The organism is Hallella faecis (assembly GCF_018789675.1).
GTDB classification, from domain to species: domain Bacteria; phylum Bacteroidota; class Bacteroidia; order Bacteroidales; family Bacteroidaceae; genus Prevotella; species Prevotella faecis.
Genome location: NZ_JAHKBE010000042.1, coordinates 1 through 26,900 on the forward strand (window position 1 = coordinate 1; position 26,900 = coordinate 26,900).

The 26,900-nt window shown below is 50.1% G+C and carries 26 protein-coding genes and 2 tRNA genes; 10 read left to right on the forward strand and 18 right to left on the reverse strand.

Going from position 1 to position 26,900, the window contains the following annotated elements; all coding sequences use genetic code 11:
• The first annotated feature begins 457 nt into the window (after positions 1–457).
• Entirely contained in the window at positions 458–1,156 is a 699-nt protein-coding gene (locus KM934_RS09530) for a response regulator transcription factor (protein WP_215760385.1), read from the forward strand.
• A gap of 13 nt (positions 1,157–1,169) precedes the next feature.
• Positions 1,170–2,582: a sensor histidine kinase gene (locus KM934_RS09535; RefSeq protein ID WP_215760386.1), complete on the forward strand. Its 1,413-nt coding sequence runs from the start codon at positions 1,170–1,172 to the stop codon at positions 2,580–2,582.
• Between the two features lie 87 nt (positions 2,583–2,669).
• Here KM934_RS09535 and KM934_RS09540 read toward each other — a convergent pair whose 3' ends face one another.
• Positions 2,670–3,875, reverse strand: coding sequence for a penicillin-binding transpeptidase domain-containing protein (locus KM934_RS09540; RefSeq protein WP_215760387.1), 1,206 nt, complete (start codon positions 3,873–3,875; stop codon positions 2,670–2,672).
• 249 nt (positions 3,876–4,124) lie between these two features.
• Between KM934_RS09540 and KM934_RS09545 the strand changes: the two genes are divergently transcribed.
• Positions 4,125–4,197, forward strand: a tRNA-Lys gene (locus tag KM934_RS09545).
• Between the two features lie 191 nt (positions 4,198–4,388).
• On the forward strand, positions 4,389–5,552 hold the full coding sequence (locus KM934_RS09550) for a dicarboxylate/amino acid:cation symporter (protein ID WP_215760388.1): 1,164 nt from the start codon (positions 4,389–4,391) through the stop codon (positions 5,550–5,552).
• Positions 5,553–5,799: 247 nt separating this feature from the next.
• Here KM934_RS09550 and KM934_RS09555 read toward each other — a convergent pair whose 3' ends face one another.
• Positions 5,800–7,356 carry an OmpP1/FadL family transporter gene (locus KM934_RS09555; RefSeq protein WP_215760408.1) on the reverse strand — a complete coding sequence of 519 codons (1,557 nt, stop codon included), beginning with the start codon at positions 7,354–7,356 and terminating at the stop codon, positions 5,800–5,802.
• 65 nt (positions 7,357–7,421) lie between these two features.
• Positions 7,422–8,411 (reverse strand): hypothetical protein, encoded by a 990-nt coding sequence (locus KM934_RS09560; protein ID WP_215760389.1) that lies wholly within the window; start codon positions 8,409–8,411, stop codon positions 7,422–7,424.
• A gap of 139 nt (positions 8,412–8,550) precedes the next feature.
• Here KM934_RS09560 and prmA point away from each other — a divergent pair, with 139 nt between their 5' ends.
• A complete protein-coding gene (gene prmA / locus KM934_RS09565; RefSeq protein ID WP_215760390.1) occupies positions 8,551–9,417 on the forward strand; it encodes a 50S ribosomal protein L11 methyltransferase in 867 nt (288 codons plus the stop codon).
• A 151-nt stretch (positions 9,418–9,568) separates the two neighbouring features.
• Here the strand turns inward: prmA and KM934_RS09570 are convergent, their stop codons facing one another.
• The 14 genes from KM934_RS09570 to KM934_RS09635 form a co-directional block, all read right to left on the reverse strand.
• Positions 9,569–10,540 carry a F0F1 ATP synthase subunit gamma gene (locus tag KM934_RS09570; protein ID WP_215760391.1) on the reverse strand — a complete coding sequence of 324 codons (972 nt, stop codon included), beginning with the start codon at positions 10,538–10,540 and terminating at the stop codon, positions 9,569–9,571.
• Positions 10,541–10,546: 6 nt separating this feature from the next.
• The gene (atpA, locus tag KM934_RS09575; protein ID WP_215760392.1) at positions 10,547–12,133 is read right to left on the reverse strand and encodes a F0F1 ATP synthase subunit alpha; all 1,587 of its coding nucleotides are present in this window, start codon (positions 12,131–12,133) and stop codon (positions 10,547–10,549) included.
• Between the two features lie 3 nt (positions 12,134–12,136).
• Positions 12,137–12,673 (reverse strand): F0F1 ATP synthase subunit delta, encoded by a 537-nt coding sequence (locus KM934_RS09580; protein WP_215760393.1) that lies wholly within the window; start codon positions 12,671–12,673, stop codon positions 12,137–12,139.
• A gap of 9 nt (positions 12,674–12,682) precedes the next feature.
• Positions 12,683–13,192 (reverse strand): F0F1 ATP synthase subunit B, encoded by a 510-nt coding sequence (gene atpF / locus KM934_RS09585; RefSeq protein WP_215760394.1) that lies wholly within the window; start codon positions 13,190–13,192, stop codon positions 12,683–12,685.
• 25 nt (positions 13,193–13,217) lie between these two features.
• Positions 13,218–13,463: an ATP synthase F0 subunit C gene (gene atpE / locus KM934_RS09590; RefSeq protein ID WP_215760395.1), complete on the reverse strand. Its 246-nt coding sequence runs from the start codon at positions 13,461–13,463 to the stop codon at positions 13,218–13,220.
• 33 nt (positions 13,464–13,496) lie between these two features.
• Complete coding sequence (atpB, locus tag KM934_RS09595) at positions 13,497–14,561, reverse strand: F0F1 ATP synthase subunit A (RefSeq protein ID WP_215760396.1); 1,065 nt, start codon at positions 14,559–14,561, stop codon at positions 13,497–13,499.
• 8 nt (positions 14,562–14,569) lie between these two features.
• On the reverse strand, positions 14,570–14,857 hold the full coding sequence (locus tag KM934_RS09600) for a hypothetical protein (RefSeq protein ID WP_215760397.1): 288 nt from the start codon (positions 14,855–14,857) through the stop codon (positions 14,570–14,572).
• The gene (locus KM934_RS09605; RefSeq protein ID WP_215760398.1) at positions 14,854–15,063 is read right to left on the reverse strand and encodes a hypothetical protein; all 210 of its coding nucleotides are present in this window, start codon (positions 15,061–15,063) and stop codon (positions 14,854–14,856) included. The genes KM934_RS09600 and KM934_RS09605 overlap by 4 nt, the downstream gene beginning before the upstream one ends.
• A gap of 18 nt (positions 15,064–15,081) precedes the next feature.
• Positions 15,082–15,321, reverse strand: a complete 240-nt coding sequence (gene atpC, locus KM934_RS09610) for an ATP synthase F1 subunit epsilon (RefSeq protein WP_215760399.1) — start codon at positions 15,319–15,321, stop codon at positions 15,082–15,084.
• A 33-nt stretch (positions 15,322–15,354) separates the two neighbouring features.
• Positions 15,355–16,881 (reverse strand): F0F1 ATP synthase subunit beta, encoded by a 1,527-nt coding sequence (gene atpD / locus KM934_RS09615; RefSeq protein ID WP_215760400.1) that lies wholly within the window; start codon positions 16,879–16,881, stop codon positions 15,355–15,357.
• A gap of 62 nt (positions 16,882–16,943) precedes the next feature.
• Positions 16,944–17,921 (reverse strand): 6-phosphofructokinase, encoded by a 978-nt coding sequence (pfkA, locus tag KM934_RS09620; protein ID WP_215760401.1) that lies wholly within the window; start codon positions 17,919–17,921, stop codon positions 16,944–16,946.
• A 27-nt stretch (positions 17,922–17,948) separates the two neighbouring features.
• Positions 17,949–19,301 (reverse strand): SLC13 family permease, encoded by a 1,353-nt coding sequence (locus KM934_RS09625; protein ID WP_215760409.1) that lies wholly within the window; start codon positions 19,299–19,301, stop codon positions 17,949–17,951.
• A 258-nt stretch (positions 19,302–19,559) separates the two neighbouring features.
• Positions 19,560–20,549, reverse strand: a complete 990-nt coding sequence (locus KM934_RS09630) for a glycosyltransferase family 2 protein (RefSeq protein ID WP_215760410.1) — start codon at positions 20,547–20,549, stop codon at positions 19,560–19,562.
• The gene (locus KM934_RS09635; RefSeq protein ID WP_215760402.1) at positions 20,549–22,063 is read right to left on the reverse strand and encodes an oligosaccharide flippase family protein; all 1,515 of its coding nucleotides are present in this window, start codon (positions 22,061–22,063) and stop codon (positions 20,549–20,551) included. The genes KM934_RS09630 and KM934_RS09635 overlap by 1 nt, the downstream gene beginning before the upstream one ends.
• Before the next feature lie 121 nt (positions 22,064–22,184).
• Here KM934_RS09635 and KM934_RS09640 point away from each other — a divergent pair, with 121 nt between their 5' ends.
• The 5 genes from KM934_RS09640 (at position 22,185) to KM934_RS09660 (ending at position 26,527) form a co-directional block, all read left to right on the forward strand.
• Positions 22,185–23,138: a glycosyltransferase gene (locus KM934_RS09640; RefSeq protein ID WP_215760403.1), complete on the forward strand. Its 954-nt coding sequence runs from the start codon at positions 22,185–22,187 to the stop codon at positions 23,136–23,138.
• 5 nt (positions 23,139–23,143) lie between these two features.
• Positions 23,144–24,262, forward strand: coding sequence for a glycosyltransferase family protein (locus tag KM934_RS09645; protein ID WP_215760404.1), 1,119 nt, complete (start codon positions 23,144–23,146; stop codon positions 24,260–24,262).
• 222 nt (positions 24,263–24,484) lie between these two features.
• Positions 24,485–25,294: a hypothetical protein gene (locus KM934_RS09650; RefSeq protein WP_215760405.1), complete on the forward strand. Its 810-nt coding sequence runs from the start codon at positions 24,485–24,487 to the stop codon at positions 25,292–25,294.
• A 618-nt stretch (positions 25,295–25,912) separates the two neighbouring features.
• A complete protein-coding gene (locus KM934_RS09655; protein ID WP_215760406.1) occupies positions 25,913–26,107 on the forward strand; it encodes a hypothetical protein in 195 nt (64 codons plus the stop codon).
• A gap of 3 nt (positions 26,108–26,110) precedes the next feature.
• The gene (locus tag KM934_RS09660) at positions 26,111–26,527 is read left to right on the forward strand and encodes a DUF6717 family protein (RefSeq protein WP_215760407.1); all 417 of its coding nucleotides are present in this window, start codon (positions 26,111–26,113) and stop codon (positions 26,525–26,527) included.
• 218 nt (positions 26,528–26,745) lie between these two features.
• Here the strand turns inward: KM934_RS09660 and KM934_RS09665 are convergent.
• A tRNA-Asp gene (locus KM934_RS09665) sits at positions 26,746–26,819 on the reverse strand.
• Between the last annotated feature and the right edge of the window lie 81 nt (positions 26,820–26,900).

Here is a 26,900-nt window from a genome sequence, read left to right on the forward strand (position 1 = left end):
TCACTTTATTTGATGAATTTTAATAACCATGCGATTTTATCGCATCAGTACTAATGTAACATTATAACGTTTTCGTAAGCCAGATGGGCAGGACCGAGTTTGCGCGTGTTTTGCCATGGTAAGAATCCTATCTTATCTTTCTACTTTGTTGTTTTGTGGGCCAACTTTATAATTGTGCCTGTTTGGCGTTCTCACTCCTGCTTCGCTGCTACCTATGGATTCTTATCGCCATTAATGCCTGTTACTGCGGGCTACTCTTATAAGGGCCCAAGCGAGAGGTGCCCAATAATGAGCGGTGGTCTTACACGGGCGGCGATGGGCGGTGGCGTTGGGTAGCTTCATAGGGCCATACACAACCCCAAAATGTAACACAACTGTAACAGAATTGTGACGTCAATGAAAATTAAAGTGTGTTACTTTGCAACATAAAATAGAAAAAAGAATTATCTTTGTAAATATGGAAGAAGAAACGAAACCCAAAATCTTAGTGGTCGACGACGAGGAAGACCTCTGCGAGATCCTGAAGTTTAACCTTGAGACCCAAGGATATGACGTCACAACGGCCTACTCAGGCGAGGAGGCCCTGGAGAAAGACGCCGCCAGCTTTAACCTCATCTTACTTGATGTGATGATGGGAGGCATGAATGGTTTCGACGTGGCCCACCGCCTGAGAGCCAATGAGGAGACACGAAATACGCCAATCATCTTCCTAACAGCCAAGGGTACAGAGAACGACAAGATCATGGGCTTCAACGCTGGCGCCGACGATTACATATCGAAGCCCTTCTCCATTCGCGAAGTGCTCTTGCGCATCAAGGCCGTGCTCCGCAGATCACATCAACCAAAGGCTGAGCAAAAAGAACGCCACCAATTGGTATTCAATAAGTTAATAGTAGACCTCGACCGCAAGACCGTGAGCGTGGAAGGTCAGGATGTTGACTTTACCAAAACCGAATTTGGCATTCTTTGCACACTACTGGAGCAGCCCGGACGTGTGTTCTCGCGCCACGATCTAATTCGGCAGATCTGGCCTATGGACGTGATTGTTTCCGACCGCACGGTGGACGTGAACATTACCCGACTCCGCAAGAAGCTCGGCCCCTACTCCGACAACCTCGTGACCCGACTGGGGTTCGGCTATTACTTCGATGCTTAAACCCCTCATGTAAATGGCTAAAAAGTTATCCATTGGAAACAAGCTATACCTGAGCGTTCTGTCCCTATTTCTGCTCTTCGCCGTGGCATTCATCGTGTTTCAGCAATATCGCGAGAAACAGTATAAGGTGGAAACGCTCAACTTGCGGTTGCAAGACTACAACAACCAAATGCATGAGGCGCTGGTGAGCGGTGGGAAAAATAACGCCGCATGGCTGAACAACTACCTCACACGCCACGCCATACGCGACCTTCGCGTTACGATCATCAACAAAGACGGACGCGTAATATTCGACAACGTAAGCACTAACATCAGCCACATGGGCAACCACATTCGTAGGCCGGAAGTGAGACAAGCGCTGAACAAGGGCAACGGATCATCGGTCGACCGAAATAGCAAGACCATGGGGCACGACTATTTTTATAGCGCCACCTACTATCCACAAGACAAATATGTTATACGCTCCGCCCTACCCTACAATGTGGATTTGGCCAAAAGCCTGAAAACCGACCAGCACTACCTATGGTTTGCCGCGGTAATCATCCTCCTGCTCACCGTGGTACTATATAGGTTCACCCACAGGCTGGGAAGCAACATTACAAAGTTGAACGAGTTTGCCACCAAGGCTGACCACGATGGAAAGATCGAGACCGACGAGCTCGTTAATTTCTCAGCCGACGAACTGGGCGACACCGCTGAGCGTATCGTGAAACTCTACCTGAAACTGCAACGCACACAAAAGGAGCAGAACGTGCTGAAACGCCAACTGACACAAAACGTGGCGCACGAACTGAAAACGCCTGTGGCAAGCATACAAGGATACCTCGAGACCATTTTGGAGAATCCGAAAGTGGACGAAAACACCCGCTCGATCTTCCTGCAACGCTGCTACGCACAAAGCAAACGACTTACATCTCTGCTTGCAGACATGTCGATGCTCAACCGCATGGACGATGGGGCGCAAATGCTGTCAATCGAAGATGTGGATGTGGCCGAGCTGATCCAAACTGTAGACAAGGAGTCACAGTTTGCGCTCGAACAACGAAACATGACGATGACGTGCAACATACCACCACACATCCTGATTCGCGGAAACAGAAGCCTGCTTTACAGCATCTTCCGCAACCTCGCCGACAACGCCATTGCCTACGCCGGACAGGGAAAGCACATAACGCTTACCGCCCAAGAGAAAGACGGCACGTGGCACTTTACGTTTACGGACGACGGCGTAGGAGTAGCGCCTGAGCATCTTGCCCGATTGTTTGAGCGGTTCTACCGCGTAGACAAAGGGCGCAGCCGAAAAATGGGAGGAACAGGATTGGGACTGGCCATCGTGAAGAACGCCGTACTGGTGCATGGCGGATCCATCCAGGTAAACAACAACCCCAACGGAGGATTAAGGTTCGACTTTAGCCTAAAGTCATAAAAGCAAGCAATACAGGATCATATAAATGCGCCCTGATACCACATTAGTCACATGGTACCAGGGCGCAACTATTGTTATGGGGGTGGATTACAAATCGTCGAAACTGATTGGCACCTCCACGGGTGTCACCTTAACGGTTTTGTTTTCCAAGCGACTCGCCTTCTTCTCGGATGCTGCAGAGAGGTGCCCCGTGAGATACTGCTCAATCACGAGCGAGGCCAGCGGAGCGGCAAGGTCGGCGCCAAAACCACCATTCTCCACATACACGCTTACCGCTATTCGCGGACTGTTCATGGGGGCAAAGCCCATAAAGATTGAATGGTCGTGACCCTCGTTCTCTGCCGTGCCCGTCTTTCCACAAATGGCGTAGGCCGGCGTGTTGATGCTTGCAGCCGTACCACTCGTAACGCAAGCCCTCATGCCCTGCACCACAAGGCGATAGGCCTCAGCTGTACCCATAGCCTTGACAGGCGTGGTAAACTTGGCGTCGAGCTGCCCATGGGCCGCGGAATCGTGGATGTGGGGAATAAAATAATATCCTCGATTGGCAATCAGAGCAGCTAAATTACAGAGTTGCAACGAGGTAGTCTTCACCTCACCCTGCCCCATTCCCACCCACATGATGGTGGTGCCGTTCCAGTTGCCATGGTGTGAATTGAGAGAGGCCGAATCGGGGATGGTGCCGCCCGCCTCATCGGGAAGGTCCACCCCAAGGGGATGGCCCAGACCCATGCTGCGCATATACTTGGCCCAGGTGTTAATGGCGCGATACTTGGTGAGGTAGGTCTTGCGGTCGTCGACCATCTCCTGGAATGCCTTACAGAAATAAGAATTGCACGATTGACCAAGGGCTTGCACAAGGGAGAGGGGCGAACGATGCTCGTGGCAACCAATATGAATGCGATTGAAATAGAAACCCTTATGGCAAGGATAGGTCTTGTCGGCAGGCAATACGCCTTCGGAATACATCGCCAACGCTTGCGCCACCTTGAAAGTGGATCCTGGAGAATAAACCGCCGACACGGCACGATTGATGCCCTCGTCGACGCGATCGCGACTCACCAAGGCGAGGATGCGGCCCGTTGAGGGCTCTATGGCGATAACGCTACCCTGCTTATTGCGCATGAGGCGGGTAGCCAACTGTTGGAGCCGGTCGTTGATGGTCGTCGAATCGCCCTTTAGCGCCTTGGTGGCCCCAGAGGTCTCGCGAGGCAACCGCTGAGCGGCTACAGGAGATACGGATAACGAAAGCACACCCACAAATGTCAAACAACTTTTCAAAAATAATCCCATACTACGTTTTGCACTTTTGAAAATGCAAAAGTACACATTTTCCATGAGTTGCGCCCCATTTGCCAGCAATAATCGGCCTTTTTCCAAGCACAAAACGATCCCTAACCGAAAAATAACACATCTCATGTTAAAAACCAGTCCAATAATTTGCATAAACCAAGAAATTAACGTACCTTTGCAGTCGAATTTGAAAGGCGCTCTATTTGAAGCCTTACAAACAAGGATGCGCACACGTTTCCAAAGTCTAAAGACTCGCTAGCTCAGCTGGTAGAGCACAACACTTTTAATGTTGGGGTCATGGGTTCGAGCCCCATGCGAGTCACAAAAGAAAGGAAGGGTATCTGAGAAAGATACCCTTTTTTCGTTTGCAACATATAACATATATCAACTCACAATACCTAAAATAGAATACTATCAACCATTAAATAGAATACTGTCAACCATCAAAATGAATTAAAAACACCGCCGCACGATGGGCTAATGCTTATTTTGCGACACTCAACCCAATGATCCATGCGTAAACTATTCTCATCACTCCTGTTTCGCATCGCCCTTGCGATTGCACTTGGAATTATTTTAGGCAACGTTCTTCCCGATTCCGTTGCCAGAGTGTTTATGACCTTCAACGGTGTGTTCAGCCAATTCCTTGGGTTCATGATCCCGCTGATCATCATCGGCTTGGTTACGCCCGCCATCTCCGAGATAGGCAAGGGATCGGGCAAACTGCTGCTCCTCACGGTGGCAATAGCCTACGCCGACACCTCGTTTGCCGCCTTAATGGGCTACGGCGTGGGCGAATGGTTGTTTCCCTCATTGGTGGCAAGCACCGAAAGCATGGCGCAAGTGGCTAAACCCGAGGACTTGCAACCTTATTTCACAGTATCGATACCGCCCTTACTCGATGTAATGAGCGCCTTGGTGCTGTCGTTCATCATGGGTCTGGGCATTAGCTATGGACAGTTGCAAACCCTGCGCAATTGTTTCAACGAAATGAAAGATGTGGTGGCTGGCGTGATAGCCAAGGCCATCATCCCCCTGCTGCCCCTGTACATCTTCGGCATTTTCCTCTCTATGACAAATAGTGGCCAGGTGCTTCGAATCGTCACCATCTTCGCCTATATCATATTGGTGATCTTTGCGCTCCACATCATCATCCTGCTCTACGCCTACACCATTGCAGGCCTTACTACCAAGCGCAACCCATTGCGCCTATTGGGTACCATGCTCCCCGCCTATCTCACCGCTTTGGGCACATCTTCGTCGGCCGCAACAATCCCAGTTACCTTTGCCCAAACGTTGAGAAACAAGGTGAGCGAGGGAATAGCGGGATTTGTCGTACCCCTGTGCGCCACCATCCACATGCCAGGTTCGGCCATGAAGATTTCGTGCTGCGCCCTCACCATCTGCCTCATTAACGGCATGCCACACGATTTCGCCACCTTCCTCCATTTCACCCTCATGCTGGGCATTGTCATGGTGGCGGCTCCGGGCGTGCCAGGTGGTTGCATCATGGCCGCATTAGCTCCGCTGGCAAGCATCCTTGGCTTCGACACAGAAGCGCAAGCCTTGATGATAGCCCTTTACATTGCCATGGATAGTTTTGGAACAGCCTGTAACGTTACCAGCGATGGCGCCATAGCCATTGTGGTGGATAAGATAAACGAAAACAAGAAGTAACCACACAATATCACACAAATTATCCTTTCGTTATCCACGAACCCTAAACCAAAATCGGTTATAAGATTCTAATGAAAGAATTAATAACATCCTAATAATCTTCCTGTTTCGGTCTTATGACCGATTGGAGATTAAAGCGAAAATGGCTTATTTTGCCGTCCACATGACGATGGGCGCAAAATAAGCCATTCTTATATAAGGTGTTGTGGACGCAACAGATACCACAACAAACGAGATGTACTGCCTATTAGAAGCGATAGCCGAGAGTGACCAGCATTTGGTTACGCTTGTTGCTCACCTTCACACCATCAGCTATACAGTTGTCGGGAGAAGAGGCGCTATTGGCCACGTAGCTCATGAAAGGATAGAAATCACCATCAGTCTGACTGTATTGGTATGCCAAATCCACAAAGAACTTCTTCATCTGGTAGCCAAAGCCTGCCGTTACGCGGTTGGTCGACTTCCAGTTGGTGTAATCGGTTGAGGTGGCATAAGCCGAGCCCGGGCTTTCAAGACTTCCGTCGCGGAACCCATTCTCGCTAAACATCGGACTCATATAGTTGTAACCCAAGCGGATGGAGAATTCGGGCATAGGCTTAAACTCCATGCCCAGCTTCAAGGTGCTTACGCCCTTCAGAGTCGATTTGGTGTGGCGGTTCATTGTGCGATCACTTGAGCTCTGCTGGAAATAGTAAGACCAATCGTCGTAATAGCCGTCATCATTGATACGGTTGTCGATGGAGCCATAGTCGGAATACTCGTAGGTGGCGCCCAGAGCCAAGCATCCTGCCAAGGTGTGGCCTAAGCTAACGCCAAACTTCCAAGGCGTGTAGACCTTGTAATCATAGTCGGCCTTCTGGCCTTTGTCGAGAGAGCCCGCCGCGTCGGTCATCGTCACATCGTTAGCCGATGAAAGCGTAAGGTCATACCACGTTGGAGTATTCACATAAAGGCCTATGCGGAAGGGCGAGGTCTCAACAGGACGGAAAATAACACCAGCCTTCAAGTCGAAGCCTTGGCCATCGATGCGCAGGTCTTCCCACGACTCGGCCATGGCGTTCTGCTCCAGGTTCTCCGTGTAATAACTATTGGAGCGATAGTTCACATCACGCAAACCAACAGTCAGTCCAAGAAACACACGGTCGTTTAAGTTTCCGCTGATATTGAAGTCATACTCGCCTATATAGCCCTTTTGGTATTGCCCAAAGAGATACTCTGTTCCGTTGAGGTAATCTAATCCCACCTGCTTGTTCTCCTCATTCATGATGGGGGTCAGCAAAGCCGAATAGTTGGCGTCCACACCATTCCAATTGTAATCGGTTCCATAGGGATACTTCATAGCAGTCAGTTTGTTCTGCGAAGCCTTGTTGAGCACACCACCAGCAGTAAGTATCTGATCGAAATTCCTGCTCTTGTGATAGTTGAACGCAAAGTTCAGGAAACTGCTTTGACTTGTACGGAAAGCATAAACTAAACCTACCTGGTCAAAGCTCGCATTGGTCTTGTTGCCATCTATACGAGCGTTAATACCGCCAAAGGAAGGTGACGTGGTGGCGTCTTTCTGCGCCACAAATCCACCCGAGAGCGACACCTGGCTGGATCGGAAAAGGCCTATGCCAGCCGGATTGCTTCCAATGGTAGAGATGTCGGCTCCCAGAGCCTCCATGGCGCCACCCATGCCCACGTAACGGGCTGTGCCGTTGAGCTCACTATCAACCAACTTCGTGTCCTGATAGGTTTCCTGGGCCGACAGAGGAACTGCCACAAGGGCCAATGCTGCGATGATACTGTATTTTGTTTTCATCATAATAATGTCTTATATAAATAGATGTTGTTTCTTTAAGGGGCTTAAAACCTCGTCCATAACAGTTAGCGTCGGCCACCACCAAAATGGCCTCCGCCACCACCGCCAGAATGGCCACCACCGAAGCCTCCGCCTGAGCGTGAGCCTCCGAAGCCACCGCCAACGGATCCGCCAAAGCTACCCGACGAAGGAGTGTTGCTGCCAAAGGAGTTGTAGGAGCGGCTTGGCGTATAGGTGCGGTTTTGCGAATTGGAATTGTAGGTTCTGTTGGTACGCGAACCAAACGAGCGATTGTTGTTGCTTCGTGAAGTGTAACTGTTGCGTGAGCCCGTGGTAACACGATTGCCGTACGCCCCATTGTATCGTCCGCTCGTTGATCCGACGCCAGACTTGCTTCCAGCGCCATAACTCCACGTGCGGTTACCCGTCAATCCGCGAGGATTGCCACCAGCGTAATGGATGTGGACACCACCCCAATAGGGATAGTTCCAGCCCCAGCCATACCAACCACGATAATAGGGCCAGCCCCAACCGTAGTAACCAGCATAGCCATAGTACCAGGGATCGTACCAACCACCATACCAACAGCCATACCATCCTCCATAGCCGCCATAGCACCAAGGGTCATACCATGGGTCGTAGAAGCCATAGTATCTTGGTCCCCAGTAACCATAGAACCAAGGATTATAGAATCCATCCCAACGGCTCATGCGGCGTGTATATCGAAAATCCTCATCGTCCCAGTACGAATTATTCTCATAGGCAAATGAGGTGTCGACATAGCTGGAATCAGGATAAACACCAGCACCTTTCTGGAATTCGAACACATCGGCACTCAACGAGTCACCACCAATAGGCTGATAATGACTGCAAAAGCGACCTCTGCGGTTATACTCATCTACATTTCGGCTGCTACCCACATAGTATGCGGGGGGCTCTTGAGCCACATCTTTTGCCTTAGACTTGCTCGGCATGAAATACATGTCGTCGCTCTGAGCCCAAGCCTGCAAAGAAATTGGCCCTGCAAAAGCTAAGAGAAGAAAAATCTTTTTCATATCTGTATGCTTTTAAAATACCTTCTTTTTCAGCTTGCAAAAATACATTTGTTCTTACTGCAAATATAAGGAAAACCCCTAAACTATGATAGGTTTTTCCCTATTATTTTTTAATTTTGCAAAAAATAACAATAGCAAGATGAAATACAAAGTAGCACACTTTAAGGTGACAGGACCTGACGCTTTGAGGCAGACGGCTCGCGACTTAATATCATGCGTGGCGGGAGAAGTTGGCTTTGAGGCATTCGAGGAAACCACCGACGGCCTGAAAGGCTATGCGCAAACAGAACTATTCGACCAAGGAGCGCTCGATTATTCGCTTTCCACATTACTCTTGGAGGGTGTCAACATAACCTATTCGCTCGAAGATATGGAGGACAAAGATTGGAACGAGCAATGGGAAGAATCGGGATTCGACCCCATCAACATCAACGGACAAATCATCGTGTATGACGCACGACGCGAACAACCCACGGCCCCACAGGGCTCCACGCTTATTGGCATCAAGGCCATACAGGCTTTTGGCACAGGCACACACAACACGACGCAAATGGTGATAGAATCGCTCTTGCAACTTGGTGCCGAAGGAAAGCGCGTGCTCGACTGCGGATGCGGAACGGGCATCCTGGGCATCACCGCATCCAAGTTGGGCGCCAAGGACGTTGTGGGCTACGACATTGACGAATGGAGCGCCGACAACGCCAAATACAACGCAGAACTCAACCATGTGGACAATATGCAGGTGATGTTTGGAGACGCCTCCGTCTTGACCCACGTGTCGGGTCTTTTCGACGTGATCATGGCAAACATCAACCGCAATATCCTGCTCAACGATATGGAGGCATTTAAGGAAGTGATGGCTTCCAACGCCCATCTCATCATCAGCGGATTCTACGAAAGCGATATTCAACTTCTCCTTGACAAAGCCACCGCATTAGGCTTTACGGAAACAGGACGTAAGAAACAAGAGGATTGGTGCTGCCTGATGTTGCAACTGAAAGCTTAAGCGACGTCAGCAACAACAAGCGACAACAGCGACATAAGGTCAAAACTCAGAACGAAGAACACAGAGCATAACTTATGCTTTAACGAAAAAAGCAGAGGTGTCAAGGAATCATATCCTATGGCACCTCTGCTCATATTAGGCGGCAGACTCATCAATTGTTGACAGATCCGCCCACAATATCAAGAAGTTCGCTTGTGATGGCTGCCTGACGACTCTTGTTGAACTCAAGGTTGAGGTCCTTCAACAGTTCATCGGCATTATCGGTGGCAGATTGCATGGCCACCATACGAGCGGCGTGCTCTGAAGCATTGCTGTCGAGCAAAGCCGTGTAAACCATCAGGTTGAGAAGCTTAGGGATGAGCACCGAAAGTACCGACTCCATGTCGGGCTCCACGATGAAATTGTCATTCAGCTCAACCACTTCTTCGCTCTTACGGCTTTTCGACACGCCTTTCTTGCGCAAATACTCCTGGGCCTTCTGCGTTACAAGGTTAGAACTTAGGTCACGATCGTTGTAATTGCCGATCTTCTCCGTAGACAAGTCGATGGGAAGGAAGGTGCGACGAGTGAGGATTTGAGTTCCTGCACTCTTGAAATGATGGTAAATCATCTCCACCTTATCGTATTCGCCATCAACAAACTTCGCCGCAATCTCCTTGGCGATGTCTGCACAACCTTTCGCATTAGGCTTATCAGCCAACTCTGTAAAGTCGCCAGCACATTGGCAACCCAGTTTCGTCACCTTCTCAGCAACCTTACGACCTATCGGATAAATCGTAATGTCGCTGATTCCTTGAGCCTTATAACCCGCAATAGCCTGCTGCATCATCCTAATGACGTTGCCATTAAATCCGCCACAGAGTGAACTGTTAGACGAATAAACGATCAACGCCACCTTCTTCACCTCACCACGCTCCAAGCTGTAAACGCTTTCAGCATCGGGCATGGAAACCAAGAAGCCTTTCAAGATATGCTCCAACATGTTCTCGTAGGGAAGCATGTTCTGAATGGCGGTCTGAGCGTGATGGAGCTTGGACGACGCAACCATCTTCATGGCGCTCGTAATCTTACGAGTGCTCTTTACAGATGCAATGCGGGTTTTGATCTCTTTTAATGACGGCATAGGCTATTATTTCTTAAACTGTCTGGTGACGTTTGCCATCACTTCCTCGATCGTCTTGACATCTTCGTCGAGAAGCTTGCCAGACGCAAGGTTGTCGATGACATCCTGGTGCTTGGTACGCATCTGCTCCAAGAACTGATCCTGGCAAGAGCGAACCATCTCCACCTCCACGTCGTGCATCAAACCATGCACACCACAATACAGAATAGCGATTTGCTCGCCTACAGGCATTGGGCTATACTGGGGTTGGATAAGAAGCTGGTTGTTCTTACGTCCTCGGTCGATTGTCATGGCGGTAACAGGATCCATGTCGCTTGAGAACTTGGAGAAGCTCTCGAGCTCACGATACTGGGCCATATCGATCTTCAGCGTACCGGCCACCTTCTTCATACTCTTCACCTGTGCAGATCCACCCACACGGCTGACGGAAATACCCACATTGATGGCAGGGCGGAAACCCTGGTTGAACAAGTCAGTCTCCAGATAAATCTGTCCGTCGGTAATGGAAATCACGTTTGTGGGAATGTAAGCCGAAACGTCGCCAGCCTGAGTCTCGATGATAGGAAGGGCCGTCAGCGAACCTCCACCCTTCACATGGCCCTTAAGGCTCTCGGGCAGGTCGTTCATGCTCTCGGCAATCTCCTGCTGGTCATTGATACGTGCGGCACGCTCAAGCAAACGTGAGTGAAGGTAGAACACATCACCAGGGTAGGCCTCACGTCCTGAAGGACGACGCAAGATAAGCGACACCTCACGATAAGCCACAGCCTGCTTAGACAGGTCGTCGTAAACCACAAGGGCATCGAACCCACGGTCGCGGAAGTACTCACCAATAGCAGCTCCCGCAAACGGAGCATAATACTGCATGGCGGCAGGATCGGCAGCCGTAGCACTAACGATGATGGTATATGGCAGAGCGCCATGCTCCTTCAACGTCTGCACCAATGCAGCCACCGTAGAGGCCTTCTGGCCAATGGCTACATAGATGCAATAAACAGGCTTTCCAGCCTCATAATTGGCTTTTTGGTTAATGATAGTATCAATGGCTACAGCGGTCTTACCCGTCTGTCGGTCACCAATGATCAACTCTCGCTGTCCACGACCAATAGGAATCATTGAGTCGACAGCCTTCAAACCTGTCTGCAAAGGGGTCTTCACCGGCTGACGATAGATTACACCTGGAGCCTTTCGGTCCAAGGGCATCTCAAACGAATCAGTCAGGTCAATGTCACCCTTGCCATCAATGGGCTCACCCAGAGGATTGACCACACGGCCCAGGAAGTTGTCGTTCACACGAATCGAAGCGATATGGTGTGTACGCTTAACCTTCTGTCCCTCTTTGATACCAGCCGTAGAACCCAAAAGCACACAACCCACGTTGTCTTCCTCCAGGTTCATCACGATAGCCATGGTGCCATTTTCAAACTCAAGCAACTCACTGGCCTCTGCATTACGCAGTCCGTAGATGCGTGCCACACCGTCTGAAACGGTCAGCACCGTACCCACCTCGTCAAACTGCTCAGCAGAGTTAACGCCTTCGAGTTGCTTCAGCAGAACCTCAGACACCTCGCTTGGTCTAATTTTATCTGACATTGATTATTTCTTTAATTGATTAAGAATCGTGTTAAGTTTCGTCTTGACACTTGCATCCATCCGGTAGGTGTCATACTCCAAGATGAACCCTCCGATAATATTGGGATCCACCTCTGTGTTGAACTCCACCGTTCCATGAGTTTTACTTTCCACCATTGCCTTCATCTTACGCTCCGTTTCGGGCGAGACAGCAACAGCGGTAGTCAGTTTTCCTCGAGTGACGTTTTTCTGTTGACGATAAAGCGTTAAATAAGAAGCAGCCATAAATTGCAGGGTGCTCTCCCTACCCTCGTTCAGAACAAGTTGAAGGAAACGTTGTGTCAGGTCTGAGACCTGTCCACCACAAGCTACCTCAAGCAAGGCATTCTTCTTGTCCTTATCGAGCATGGGATTGTCTATCGTGGAGCGAAGGGCCGGTACTTGGAGATAACTCTGCGAAAGCACAAGCATCTCCTTATATACAGCATCCTCTTGCTTCATATCCGTAGCGCTCTTCAAGAGTGCGCGGGCATACCTGACCGATATTACACCTAAATCCATATGCTACAACTATTTACTCGTTTTGTCATCAACAGTCACTTCATCCAGCAGTTTGTCAATCAGTTCCATCTGCTTGCCGTCGCCAGAAAGCTTCTCGCGCACAATGCGCTCAGCAATCTTCACTGACAACTCAGCGACCTGAGCTCGGATCTCACGAATAGCTTGTTGCTTCTCCGTCACAATTTCCGCTTTCGCGTCATTAATCAGGCGAGCACCTTCGTCCTTCGCTTTCTCCTGAGCCTTAGCGACAATCGCCTCACGGGTCTCGGTAGCCTCCTTCATGATGGCTGCCTGTTTCTCGCGGGCTTCCTGCAGAATGGATTCTCCTTCTTTCTGGATATTGGCAAGTTTCTCGTTGGCCTCATGCGCTTTGCGGAGACTATCGTCGATGAAGGCCTTGCGCTCCTTTACCATCTTTGAGATGGAGGGGAAACCCCATTTACCCAGGATGCAAAGCGCAATCAGGAAGACAATAGTCATCCAGAAAAGCAGGCCTGTACTTGGCATTAACAAATCCATACGCAGCGCTTAACTCTTACGACGATTAGATGCAAAGGAATGCTACAACCACTGCGAACAGAGCAACACCCTCCACCAAAGCAGCTGCTACGATCATGTTCGTGAAAAGCTTGTTCATCACCTCGGGCTGACGAGCCATAGCGTCCATGGCCTGGCCACCAATGCGACCAATACCGATACCTGCACCGAGAACAGCGATACCAGCGCCGATACCAGCGCCCAACTTAGCAAGACCTGCTGCAGCTTCAGCTGCCAATAATAATGAAATCATAATCTTTAAGGTTTTTATTGTTATTATTAATGTTTATTTTTCTCTTGCGAGTCCAATGAAGATAGAACTCAACATTGTGAACACCATTGCCTGGATGAAGCAAACCATGCACTCGAGCAACATCATGAACACAGCCATCACAATGCCAAGCACCGACATGCCAATCATTACGGCCATGGCCTTTGCGGCAACAATGAAGATGATGCAAATCAACGATACCGCAATGGCGTGTCCAGCCATCATGTTGGCAAAGAGACGAATCATCAAAGCGAAGGGCTTAGTGAAAATACCCACAAACTCAATGACAGGGATAATCGGGAACGCCTTCAGGGCCAAAGGCACCTCGGGCCAGAAGATATCCTTCCAATAATGCTTGGTTCCACTAACCTGCGTGACGATGAATGTGCACACGGCCAAGAAGAAGGTAATGGCGATATTACCCGTCACATTACCCGATCCCGGCGGGAACGGTATGACGCCCATAATGTTGCAGACTAAAATGAAGAAGAAGCATGTCATCAAATAAGGAGAGTACTTCTCGTAACCTTCCTCGCCGACACCAGGCTTAATAATGTTGTCTTCCACATACATCACCAACATCTCCACCAGTCCGGTGAAACCACCGGGGGCGGCATCGCTGGCCTTGTGCCTACGATACCAACGGGCAGGCAACAGGATGCACAGAAGCAGTATCACCACATTAATGAACATCACCGCCACAGTCTTTGTGATGGAGATGTCGAACGGCAACACTTCCTTCTCGCCCTGCAGCTCCACCACCTTGCCAGCATGCTCGCCACGAGTGGCGATAGCCAGTTGGGCGGGGCCCATGCGATAACCCTTGGCGTCGGGTTCATGCGCAAACTCAGCCGTACTAAAGACATGCCAACCCGTGGAACTCTTCACTATAACCGGCAAGTTGATGACGATTGAGCGGTCGCCTATTTCGGTCACGTGCCAATCGTAAGTGTCCTTGATATGCTCAAGCACTATCTCGCTGGCATTTATCGACTGCGACTCATTAGCCTCAGCTCCCACCGTAGGAAGCCAAGCCATCATCAGCACCAACAGGCAGACAATATGTTTAACCAATTTCATTTGTATGCTTATCTATTAATTTTTATCACGTGCGTAACCACCATCATTACCCCATACATGATGAGTACCATGGCGGCAAACGACTTAGCCTCTTCCAGGCTTTCTGATATGACGAACGCGTGTACACCAACTAACGTCAGAACAACTTGCGCCCGTATCACCATAAAAGCAAAGCCGAAATACACCAATAGCTGAGGAGCCTTCCGTTCAAAGAAGGAACACCCCAAGAGCCACATCAGTCCTAAAACGATGAACAACAGGGCACAACAGACGATAGCAGTCAGTGAAGGCATCATGGTTTTCTGGATTTATTTTTACGGGAAATCATCATTCGCATGACAGCCGTTACCACGAACCACAACGCAAGTGCGCCCAGCGCTACCCATACAACCTTGTTTAGCCAAGCGGTTTCTTGGATAACGTTAAGGACCGTCAGTGTCGCCAAGGTACCCCCGGCAATCATCCACAATCCCATTTTGCGCACTTTGTTGATGTTATTCATTGCATTGACTGTTGTAGGTTACACCTCCACGCAAACGCAGACTTCGTTTTTCTTAACCTCAACGAATCCGCCATGCACTTCGATGCTTTGTTTGCCGTCCTTACCTGTGTACACCACCATTCCGTCGGTCAACGAGGAGATGATGGGGGCATGGTTGTCGAGTATCTCGAATTGTCCGAGCGTACCAGGCACTATCACACTCTCTATGTCGCCATCATATACGACCTTTTCGGGACTAACGATTTTAAGTTTCAGCATGACTCAAAGTATTAAAAGCCTTCAAACCAATGATTAAGCCTTCGCTGCCTCAAGCAGTTTCTTACCCTTAGCCTTGGCGTCCTCGATGGTACCGACATTCATGAATGCCTGCTCGGGAAGGTCGTCGACCTCTCCGTCGAGAATAGCGTTGAAGCCCTTAATCGTGTCCTCGATGCTAACCATCACGCCAGGTACACCCGTGAACTGCTCTGCCACGGCGAACGGCTGGCTGAGGAAGCGCTGCACACGACGAGCGCGGTTCACCACGAGCTTGTCCTCGTCCGACAACTCATCCATACCCAGGATGGCGATGATGTCCTGCAACTCATTGTAATGCTGCAAGGTCTCCTTCACACGCTGAGCGCACTCGTAATGTTCCTTACCTACGATAAGCGGATCAAGAATACGCGAGGTGGAAGCCAACGGATCAACGGCAGGGTAAATACCCAGCTCGGTAATCTTACGGTCGAGCACCGTTGTGGCGTCGAGGTGCGAGAAGGTTGTGGCAGGAGCGGGGTCGGTCAAATCGTCGGCAGGCACGTAAACAGCCTGCACAGAGGTGATAGAACCTTTCTTCGTAGAAGTGATTCGTTCCTGCATGGCACCCATCTCCGATGCCAAGGTAGGTTGATAACCCACAGCCGAAGGCATACGACCCAACAGAGCCGACACCTCAGAACCAGCCTGAGTGAAACGGAAGATGTTATCGATGAAGAACATGATATCGGCAGGTGCTCCATCCTTACCTCCATGATCGCGGAACTCCTCTGCGACGGTCAGGCCCGAAAGTGCTACGGAAGCGCGTGCCCCAGGAGGCTCGTTCATCTGACCATAGACAAGGGTGGCTTGCGACTTGCGCAGCTCCTCTGGATCGACCAGCGAGAGATCCCACTTGCCTTCTTCCATGGCTTTCATAAACTTCTCACCATAGCGAATAACGCCCGACTCGAGCATATCGCGAACAAGGTCGTTACCCTCACGAGTACGCTCACCTACTCCAGCGAACACCGAGTAACCATCGTGTCCCTTGGCGATGTTGTTGATCAGCTCCATGATAAGCACGGTCTTACCCACTCCTGCTCCACCAAAGAGTCCGATCTTACCACCCTTCATGTAAGGCTCAAGCAGGTCGATGACCTTGATACCCGTAGCCAACATCTCTTTATGGGTTGACAACTCGTCGAATTTAGGAGCGGGACGGTGGATGGGATAGCTACCAGTCATGTCGAGGGTCTTCATGCCATCGATAGGCTGTCCAATCACGTTCATCATACGTCCCTTGATCTGCTCGCCAGCAGGCATGGTGATAGGGCTACCCGTGGGCACCACGTCCAAACCACGCTGTAAGCCATCGGTATTGTCCATTGCCACACAACGAACGGTATCCTCACCAATGTGCTGCTGCACCTCAATGATAAGGTTAGAGCCATCTGGGCGTTTCACCGTCAAGGCTTCGTGAATCTTAGGCAACACCTTCTCGGCATCTTGTCCCTGGGTGTCGAAATAGACATCCACCACAGGACCAATAATCTGGGAGATGCGCCCATTAATATGTGCCATAAACTATTTAGATTTAATGTTTTGTTATTATAAGAATTGGGTTTGCTAAACAGAGAATTGCCTTAAATGCTCAGGTCGTCGAGCACCTTAATAAGCTTTCGGTCGAAAGGCTTGTCGGATCTGATCGCCTCAGATAGCGGCACGTAGACCACCTCGTTGTTGCGAACTCCGACCATCACGTTGCGCTGTCCCTGCATAATGGCTTCAATGGCTCCCACTCCGGTACGGCTGGCAAGGATACGATCGTGGGCTGACGGGCGTCCGCCTCTCTGCAAATGACCAAGGATTGACACGCGAACATCATATCCTGGGAATTCCTTCTTCACACGGTCGGCATAATAAAGAGCGCCGCACTTAGGACTCTCCGACACGATGACGATACAACTCTTCTTAGATTTGCGTATGCCGCGCTCCATAAACTGAGCCAATTGGTCGACGTCGGTCGTGTCCTCCGGGATGATGGCCGCCTCAGCTCCACTTGCGATAGCCGAGTTTTGCGCCAAGTAACCAGCGTCTCGTCCCATTACCTCAACAAAGAAGATGCGCTCATGGCTTTGTGCCGTGTCGCGTATGCGGTCTACACACTCCACAATGGTGTTCAACGTAGTGTCGTAGCCTATCGTCGAGTCGGTGCCATACAGGTCGTTGTCGATGGTTCCAGGCAGTCCGATGCAGCACACGTCATACTCGCGCGCAAACTGCATAGCTCCTGTCAGAGATCCGTTTCCTCCAATAACCACCAACGCGTCAATCTCCTCTTTCTGCAATGTGGCATACGCCTTTTCCTTACCCTCAGGAGTCATAAACTCCTTGGAGCGCGCCGTGCGCAGTATCGTTCCACCCTGCATAATGATGCCCGACACATTCTCGGTAGTGAATGGCTTCACCTCATCATTAATGAGGCCGTCATAGCCTCGGTAAATGGCTTTGATGTTAAACCCGTTGCATATTCCCGCACGGGTTACCGCACGAATAGCTGCATTCATACCAGGCGAGTCGCCACCCGAGGTCATAATGCCTATTGTCTTAATCTTTGCCATAGCTTATGTTGTTATTTTTAAGTTAAATCACGCATATATCATCAGCGCAAGGACTACAAATCCCAATGCGGCTCCAATGGCCGCCATGCCGCCAACGTTTTTAAAGTACCATCCCAAATGGATACGTTCGGTCTTCATCAGGGTTATTCCCGCAGCTGACCCTATTGCCAAGACATTGCTGCCAACGGCCGACCCGTAGGCGATGAGTTTCCAATAGTCGGCATTCATCTCTGTCGATGGATTGAGAGATGTGAAACTTGCCACGGTTGCGAAATTGTCGAGGAACGAACTGATGACACCCGCACACACGCCGAACGCCCAATCGCCCGGTGCCACGCCGTCCAAGAAATGCCATACATCCGTAAGGATTCCCGTTTCCTTCACCACGCCAAGGGCCAAAATGATTCCCATGACAAACAGGATAAGCTGATGGTTACCATAGAACAAAGCCCGTGGCATGCGTCGGCGCACCATCGCATCCATATTCATCAGTTTGCGATTGAAAACCTCGTTGACTATCCATAACACGCCCAACACGCACAGGGCGCCGATGAACGGGCTCAACTTGGTGATGGTATGAAAGGTTGGGATGAACCACAATCCGCCAATACCAACAAAGAGCATGAGCAGTCGTTGCCACACATTGAGGCGCGTGTCGTCGCCACGATAAGGCATCGTTATCCACTCCGTCTCCACTCGGCCTGGCAAGCTACGTCCAAGCCACCATGTAGGCACAACCCACGCTACCAAGCAGGGAACGATAAGCGACATGGAGTAGTTCGTGGCGCTCACAAGGCCATTGTTCCAAAGCATGAGCCCCGTTGGGTCGCCAATAACCGTCATGGCGCCACCACAGTTGGCCGCCACCACGATGGCCGATCCGTAAATCATGCGGTGACGGCGATTGGGTATGATTTTACGCATGATGACCAGCATCATCAAGGTTGTGGTAAGGTTGTCGAGATTCACGGAAATGAGGAGCGTCACGATCGCCAATGTCCACAACATGCGCTTTCCGCTTCGCGTTTTCAATAATTGTGAGATGAAATCAAAACAACCATTGTTGTCCAGCACCTCCACAATGGTCATGGTGGCGAGCAGGAAAAGCACTATTTCCGAGGCTCTTCCCACATATTTCAGAAAAACGTTGCCTGCAATAAACTCCTTCACGGAAACACTCGTCGACGCTGCTCCCCCTAAGAAATTCTGGTATTCCACAGGATGTTGGCTCATGACGAAATCTGCCCCATAACTGATATAGAGCACCCACCCTGCCGTGCATGCGAATATAGCCACAGCAGCCTTATTCACCTGGGTGAAACATTCGGTTGCGATAAGCACGTAGCCTACAAGCAGTATTCCGATAATAATCAGAGCTATCATCTGTGTTTTCTTTTGTTGCAAAGGTAACGAATAAAAACCAATGCCCAAAAAGTTTTTCACTTTTTTATACCGATTTAATGCATTCGAAACAACAAAAAAGTTCCCTATGTCCTCCTTTTCTTCTTTATTGTCCGGAAAGTCATCACACATCATTGGCCCACGAGGCTACGGGTGGCTACTCACACTCCTATTCCAACACCAAACAGGCAGATAAAAGCCCTGGCCAGCAACAACCGAAGCAAAGGCCGCAAAGGTTCACAACCGCCCCATCAATTTGCGCAGGAAGAAATAGCCATTCTCCTGCAACATAAACAAGCGCCAATGTCCTTTGCATGGCATATAGCCCACCTTTCTCCTTAACGAAGGTTTTATACGCTGCCCTTCCATTGAGCGCCAACTGTCTCTTATCAGCGCCAAGGCTCTACGTTGCGCAAATGTGGACAAGCTTGTTCTATGCTTGAACCACAACATGTACATATCCACCACATTCAGCCAACGATGGTTCTCGTAGAGATTTAGCACATCGTCTGCCACACGGAGCGCCACCAACTGCCGTTTCATGCTCTGGTTGGCCACCAAATAATCGAACCGGCGCAGGTTAAACTGGTGAGAAACAGACGTTTGCCTTTGCCGATAATAGTAGGTCCCCTGACATGTTCTCACCTCACGCGACGCCAAATAATGAAGGCGCGTGGTGTTATCGTCGCTAAAGGCACGGGCACTCTCGTCATAAGGATATCGCTCATGGATGGTGGCGCGCACCATATAAACTCCGTGGATCTTCCACGTGAGCGACAACACAAACGCTTCATCGCCCCGTAAAACATCAAAAGGCTTCATCGAAAACTCGTCCTGACGGCTTTCATTATAATAATATAAGGTGTGAAACAGTACGCTATCGGTCGAAGGATGAGCCCGAAACACGCACACCGCTTGCTCCAAACAGTCATCGGCCATCCAATCATCGCTATCAAGAAAACACACAAATTCTCCCTTGGCTTGGCGAAGGGCCACGTTCCTGGCATGCGCCTGCCCTTGGTTTTTCGGAAGCGCGACCACCTGTATGCGCTCATCGAGGTCCGCGTAATGTCGCAACACAGCCAGTGACTCGTCGGTGGACGCATCGTCGACACACACCACCTGAATATCGCGAAGCGTTTGCCTACGCAACGACTCAAGGCATTGGGGTAGATAAGCAGCCGTGTTCCATACAGCCACAAGGATTGTTACTTGGGGCTTGCTCATCATTCATTGTTTTGGTTGGACGATTTGCGAAAACGCCTCAACAAGCGATCTTTCAACGCCTGCCACAAATTGGATTTGGAATGCAGCACCCATACCGACAGGACAAGCGACACGGCGGCAAGCAACAAGCCAACCACCCAATAAAGCCATCCTTCAAACGCGTAAGTGCCCAAGAAGGCCAATCCGCCCAACGGCATTTGAAAGAGCGCGTAGAGTTTCACTTCGCGCGAGGCCACAAACCTATAGCGCCAATGCGAATAGGCCATCACCACCACAAAATTGAGCCCACTGGCAAGAAGCAATCCCAAGCCTGTACCCCACAGGGAGAGGTAATGGTAGCCCAATATGACAAGCACAACGAAAGCGATGTCGTACACAGCCTCCAGCAACAGGTAAGCATGCGAGTCGCTCCGCGACAGGGCGATATACTCCACCGGCAAGGTGAGCGCGCGGAAATACATGGCCAGAACCACCACCTTCATCATACCGAGGATGGGCAGGAAATGGCCGCTATAGAGCAACGGCAGAAGGATGGGCAGGAACACCAAGAACAGCACCAGCAATGGAGACACCAACAACAAGGACACCTCCATCTGGTGATTCACCACTTGGTTAAGGCGCGCGCCGAGCGTGGGAATGCCCGACAGACGTGGGAAATAATCGGTTTCCATTGCCGAGAACACCATGCCAGCATAGGTCATCGTCATCACATAGCCCGCATTGTATAATCCCACCGCCGTCAGTTGGCCCGACGTGCTCAGGTAAGACCTAACCACAAACTCGGCTCCACTACCCAAGATGCCTGCAAGAACAAAGGCCATTCCCAGTCTCACCATACCAAATCCCTCGCCCAACAATGTTCTCGACAATGAGAACGAGGGCGCATAGAGCCGGAACGAGAACACAATGGTGGTCAGGCATTGCATGAGCGCAAACAGAACAAGCGACAGGACGATACCCGACTGGCCAAACTCATAATAAATAGGGACAGAGCACAATAGCGCCAAGAACACGCAACAGAGCGATATGAGCGCCAACGGTCGCAACTTGCGCACCCCCTTCAAGACAGCCGTCTCGCCACTGGTGATGGCCATCAGGCCCACAACGGGCGACAACAAGACAAAATGAAGGGTGTGGTTGCCCCAGGTAAACGTCCACTTGTCGAAAAACGGGCTGAACACGATGCACACCACCATTCCCAACAACGCCGTGAGCAAACTCCAAGAACGCACCAAACGCACCACATGGCGCACTTTTTCGTCGTCACCCGTGTCGTAGGCCTCCGACAAATTCTTCACCGCACTCATCGACAAGCCGAAGTTGGTGGAGTCGCTCACCAACTTAATGGTGGAATTGAAAAGCGACACCAACCCCATGCCGTCTGGGCCGAGAAGAAGCGCAACAAGCTTATTGCGCACTATTCCGACCAGAATGCCCAGTCCTTGCACACCACCGAAAAGGCTGGTGTATTTCAAGATATGTGAATAGGAGTCGTCTTTTTCCTGTTTTTCCATTAATATTTTAACGCTAATCTTCTCATATTATTATAAAAATAGTAACTTTGCATCATCATTTAGCCTATTTTTTCGCACATGACACATGTGCAAGGCTATCCCACTTGAGATTTTGAGCATTATGGAGAACAAGAACGACCGACCTCTCGTCAGTTTCATCGTGACGACCTACAACTTGCCCACCACTTTATTGTGCGAATGCCTCCAAAGCATTCTCTCACTCTCTCTGAGCAAGGAAGAACGCGAAATCATCGTTGTAGACGACGGCTCTGAGGTGTCGCCCCTGAACGACTTGGTGGAGCTTCGCGATAAGATTGTCTACGTCAGGCAGCGCAACAAGGGATTGTCGGAAGCCCGCAACATGGGTCTGGTCTGCGCACAGGGTAAGTTCATACAGTTTGTCGATGGCGACGACTACCTGATACAGGCTCCTTACGAGCATTGCCTCGACATCGCCCGATACAAAGACGCCGATATCATCCTTTTCCACGAGACGGAGGAAGAACAGCCCGAGGTACCGTTCGAGTGTAACGGCCCCATGACGGGATCGGCCTACATGCACCAGTACAACCTCCGGGCGTCGGCATGCGGCTACTTGTTCCGCGCCAATATTTTGGGCAACCTGCGGTTCACACCCAACCTGTTGCATGAGGACGAGGAGTTCACGCCCCAACTCTTCCTGAGGGCCGAGCACATGTATTTCACCCCATCGAAAGCCTATTATTACCGCCAACGGTCGGGCTCCATCACCCAAGAGGACAACATGCGCCACATGGCCAAGCGGCTCGACGATACCGAGAGCATCATCTTGCGCCTGCTCGACATTGCCCAACATTCGCCCGAAATGGAACGGGTGGCGCTCAACAGGCGCATCGCCCAACTAACGATGGATCATCTTTACAACATCATTCAGCTAACCCATAGCGCCCGCCACCTCAACGAGGCCATCGAGCGATTGCGCAACTACGGACTGTTCCCCCTACCCGACAAGAACTACACCAAGAAATATGTGGCTTTCCGGAAGATGATCAACACCAAGCTGGGACGCCGCATCCTGCTGCTTACAATCAGATAAGACGCATGAGGATACTGCTCATTGGAGAATACAGCAACGTACACGCCACCCTGGCCGAAGGCCTGAGGGCCTTGGGCCAGCAAGTCACCGTAGTGAGCAATGGCGACTTCTGGAAAGACTACCCACGCGACATCGACCTCTCGCGCCGACCTGGCAAATGGGGTGGATTGGCCTATTTGGCGAAAACCATGGCCACGCTCCATAAGTTGCGCGGCTACGATGTGGTGCAACTCATCAACCCCATGTTTCTCGAACTGAAGGCCGAGCGCATCGCGCCCATCTACAAGTATCTGCGAAAACACAACAAGAAGGTGTTCCTCGGAGCATTCGGAATGGACTACTATTGGGTTCACGAGAACATCACGCGTATGCCCCTTAGGTATAGCGACTTCAATATCGGCAACCGCCTTCGCAACGACGAGCCGGCAATGAGGGAAAGGCGCGACTGGATAGGTACGGCCAAGGAGAGCCTCAACAAGATGATTGCCGAAGATTGCGACGGCATCATCGCCGGGCTTTATGAGTATTGGGCCTGTTACGGTCCCTTGTTTCCCCACAAAACCACGTTTATCCCCTTCCCCATCAAGCCCAAGACGCAACCTATGGCCTATCAGGAGGGCAACGCCCCACACCCCCTCCGGCTATTCATCGGCATCAGCAAAGGGCGTTCGGCCTACAAGGGTACCGACATCATGCTGGAAGCAGCCCAAGCCATCAAGACAAAATATCCCCACTTGGTGGAACTGCGTATTGCCGAAGGCGTTCCTTTCAACCAATACACCCAGATGATGAATGGCTCCGACGCTATTCTCGACCAGCTCTATAGCTACACGCCCTCCATGAATCCCTTGGAGGCCATGAGCCGTGGCATCATCTGCGTGGGCGGAGGCGAACCAGAGAATTACGACATTTTGGGCGACAACGACCTCAGGCCCATCATCAATGTGGAGCCGACCCGCGAAAGCGTTTACAACGCCCTGGAATGGATGGCGACCCACCTCGACGAGATGCCACGCCTCCAAGCGGAGAGCATCGCTTACACGGAGCGTTATCACCATTATGTAAAGGTGGCGCAACAGTACCTCGATTTCTACCAATCATCAAGTGGAGCAACCCCCAAGTAGCCATTGGCCTGTTTGGGCGCTCCGTTCTCACGCCACCTTCTCACTCCAAGGAAGCGTTCGCACAAGCCTTGCTTTGCTCATCTGGCATAACGAAAAGCGCAGATTGCGTCGTTGCCGAAAACACATTCTGCAACAAACATCCATATTGCATGAAAAAACAAAGGTGATTTGTTTGTAATTTAGGATTTATATAGTATTTTTGCAGCAACATAAAAAATAACTATGAAAGAGAAAAAAGCGATTACGCTAAAGACATTGACCAAGAGCAATGTATGGGATATTCAGGAGAATGACGTCTTCCGCATGTGGACGGCAGCCGAAAAAGACGTTGACCTGAAAGACTACGCACGCAAGTACTTAGACATTATCCGAAGCGCATTCGAGGTCGAGGAAGTCAAGATCGACAAGCCCGAGATCATCAAGAAATATGAGGCGCGCGGATTGAAAGTTGGGACGATCCGGATGGACGAGAACACCAAGCAGAAGATCGCCATCAAGAAGAAGCCCATCTCTCGCGTGACCGATCTTACTTACGAGAACATTCGCCACATCACGGCCACCAAGCTCATCGAAGTGCTTGAGCGCAACTTTGGAGGCGGCTGGGATTCTCTTCCACAAAGTATCCAAGACATCATACAGAGCGGATTCGACATCTCCACCACCACCCTTCCCAAGGACCGCATGCATATGCCCGGAGGTCTTTACGAAAAGAAGGTGAACGATGGATATGAGGTGTTGGAAATACCGAAGGGTTTGTGGATTGAGGCCATCTTCGCAAAGGAGAAGCCGCATGTGGAGGTCTTAAAGAGCAGAATGAGCAGCCTCGACGACTTGACGCGCGGAGGCGACCTCGATGACGACGACGATGAGAACATGGATCTTCCGTTGGACGATTTCAAGCACGATGAGGACGAGGACGACGACTCGTTCGACGACGACAAGCTGACCGAAGAAAGCTATCGCACCACTTACGAGACCGACCCCGAGGACCTGATCAGCGAGGCCGAGGACATCTCCGACGACGAGTACTAAGAATTCTACCATCAAGAAACAAGCATAAGATAGGAGACAAGCATCAGCATGGTGCTTATCTCCTTTTTTATTGTCCTTCACTCTATTTGTTAAGGGAAAATAGCCAACAAACTATATTGAAAACTACAGCATTTTTTGGAACGAGAAAATAGTGGGACGCAAATAAGCGATTCTCACACACTTTTAATAACCGCTTAATAATCAGATAGTTACCAATCCAACCCTTCAATTAGTTATTCTTTTTCCTCATCTCTCACCACGAAAGATGCCCTTTCGAGCCTCGAAACATGCCAAGACGAACCACGCAACATGCCAAAACGCAATGCGATAGATGGTTTATCGCAACTCGAAAGATGCCCAATCGCAAACACGACGCTTCCCAGCACCATTTCTGCTCCTTAAAATCTTCCCATGCGTGCGCTATTTCGCCCGAAAAAGCCAACAAGCTTTCTGACCAAACGACCTGACAATTGCTATTTCGGCAACCTCCGCACCCATGCGAGATATCAAGTGGGTTGCCCTATTGATTGCTGTGCGATGGTCAAGGTTGTGGCAGGGTGGAGTTTTCGTTTGGTACAAAAATTGCTCCATGATTGAAAAGAAACACCTCCAAAAGGAATGAGTTCCTCGGATTTTATCTGCATCTTTGCCACGCCTGTTGAAGATTCACTTGATTTCTATGGCAACACTAAGTTAAATGTATCTTCCAACACGGCAAAATCCCTGAGCCAGCCCGTCCTGCCGCTTGCCAAAGCAAAAACTGTTTGTTGTTCAGGAACTTATATAGTTAATAACCATAGTGTTGCGGAATGAAGGATGAACTATACAATAAAAGACCTCACACAAGGTGCCAAGGCAATGGCAAGAAGTGTATTTGGAAAAAAGGCAGAATACCAGCTTCAGTTTAACCACGAAGAAGATAGCTTGTGGTATATAGATTACCCCAATTGGGCGTTTGAACATCATAACCTACTAATGGTTAATGGTGCGGATGAGCTCTGTGCTTTTCTTTCTGATGACGACAAATTCACAAAAGTAAGTGTTATCCCATCAAAAGAAAGAAAAGAGCATAAAGGGTATTTTGAGCTCGAGCAACTTGAGAGTGGACTTACAACGGGCAGTACATACAATGTAAACAACCTCGAGGGTTTCACCAGAAATATATGGATATGTCCTGTAACGTTGTTTGTATTAGGACAATATCCCAAATTTATATATGTAAAGAAACTATAGGCACTTCGCAGCCAACTACCGTAAAGGGCCTACACCCATGTTGCCGATTTGGGATAATAGTTGTAACACACATTTAGGTGGAACTTATTGGGCACAGCTCCTCTCAGGGGTTGTGCTTTTTCATTTTATGAATCATGAGAATCAGCTAACCACGATTTGGGTTTAACCACCACCAAACAAATAAACAAAAAAGCGAGAAGCATTTAGCTCCTCGCTTGCGGTGCGTACGAGACTCGAACTCGTGACCTCCTGCGTGACAGGCAGGCATTCTAACCAACTGAACTAACGCACCTTAAAGGTGCAAAACGGACTCAAGAAGCGGTGCGTACGAGACTCGAACTCGTGACCTCCTGCGTGACAGGCAGGCATTCTA

Coding starts and splice junctions, on each gene's coding strand:
- atpB (WP_215760396.1), bottom strand. CDS start 14,561: ATGAAATTGGTTAAACATATTGTCTGCCTGTTGGTGCTGATGATGGCT.
- atpD (WP_215760400.1), bottom strand. CDS start 16,881: ATGGCACATATTAATGGGCGCATCTCCCAGATTATTGGTCCTGTGGTG.
- pfkA (WP_215760401.1), bottom strand. CDS start 17,921: ATGGCAAAGATTAAGACAATAGGCATTATGACCTCGGGTGGCGACTCG.
- KM934_RS09600 (WP_215760397.1), bottom strand. CDS start 14,857: ATGATGCCTTCACTGACTGCTATCGTCTGTTGTGCCCTGTTGTTCATC.
- atpC (WP_215760399.1), bottom strand. CDS start 15,321: ATGCTGAAACTTAAAATCGTTAGTCCCGAAAAGGTCGTATATGATGGC.
- prmA (WP_215760390.1), top strand. CDS start 8,551: ATGAAATACAAAGTAGCACACTTTAAGGTGACAGGACCTGACGCTTTG.
- KM934_RS09650 (WP_215760405.1), top strand. CDS start 24,485: ATGAAAGAGAAAAAAGCGATTACGCTAAAGACATTGACCAAGAGCAAT.
- KM934_RS09605 (WP_215760398.1), bottom strand. CDS start 15,063: ATGAATAACATCAACAAAGTGCGCAAAATGGGATTGTGGATGATTGCC.
- KM934_RS09560 (WP_215760389.1), bottom strand. CDS start 8,411: ATGAAAAAGATTTTTCTTCTCTTAGCTTTTGCAGGGCCAATTTCTTTG.
- KM934_RS09570 (WP_215760391.1), bottom strand. CDS start 10,540: ATGCCGTCATTAAAAGAGATCAAAACCCGCATTGCATCTGTAAAGAGC.
- KM934_RS09660 (WP_215760407.1), top strand. CDS start 26,111: ATGAACTATACAATAAAAGACCTCACACAAGGTGCCAAGGCAATGGCA.
- atpF (WP_215760394.1), bottom strand. CDS start 13,192: ATGGATTTGTTAATGCCAAGTACAGGCCTGCTTTTCTGGATGACTATT.
- atpE (WP_215760395.1), bottom strand. CDS start 13,463: ATGATTTCATTATTATTGGCAGCTGAAGCTGCAGCAGGTCTTGCTAAG.
- KM934_RS09555 (WP_215760408.1), bottom strand. CDS start 7,356: ATGAAAACAAAATACAGTATCATCGCAGCATTGGCCCTTGTGGCAGTT.
- KM934_RS09630 (WP_215760410.1), bottom strand. CDS start 20,549: ATGAGCAAGCCCCAAGTAACAATCCTTGTGGCTGTATGGAACACGGCT.
- KM934_RS09635 (WP_215760402.1), bottom strand. CDS start 22,063: ATGGAAAAACAGGAAAAAGACGACTCCTATTCACATATCTTGAAATAC.
- KM934_RS09655 (WP_215760406.1), top strand. CDS start 25,913: ATGAGTTCCTCGGATTTTATCTGCATCTTTGCCACGCCTGTTGAAGAT.
- KM934_RS09540 (WP_215760387.1), bottom strand. CDS start 3,875: ATGGGATTATTTTTGAAAAGTTGTTTGACATTTGTGGGTGTGCTTTCG.
- KM934_RS09530 (WP_215760385.1), top strand. CDS start 458: ATGGAAGAAGAAACGAAACCCAAAATCTTAGTGGTCGACGACGAGGAA.
- KM934_RS09550 (WP_215760388.1), top strand. CDS start 4,389: ATGCGTAAACTATTCTCATCACTCCTGTTTCGCATCGCCCTTGCGATT.
- atpA (WP_215760392.1), bottom strand. CDS start 12,133: ATGTCAGATAAAATTAGACCAAGCGAGGTGTCTGAGGTTCTGCTGAAG.
- KM934_RS09645 (WP_215760404.1), top strand. CDS start 23,144: ATGAGGATACTGCTCATTGGAGAATACAGCAACGTACACGCCACCCTG.
- KM934_RS09580 (WP_215760393.1), bottom strand. CDS start 12,673: ATGGATTTAGGTGTAATATCGGTCAGGTATGCCCGCGCACTCTTGAAG.
- KM934_RS09640 (WP_215760403.1), top strand. CDS start 22,185: ATGGAGAACAAGAACGACCGACCTCTCGTCAGTTTCATCGTGACGACC.
- KM934_RS09535 (WP_215760386.1), top strand. CDS start 1,170: ATGGCTAAAAAGTTATCCATTGGAAACAAGCTATACCTGAGCGTTCTG.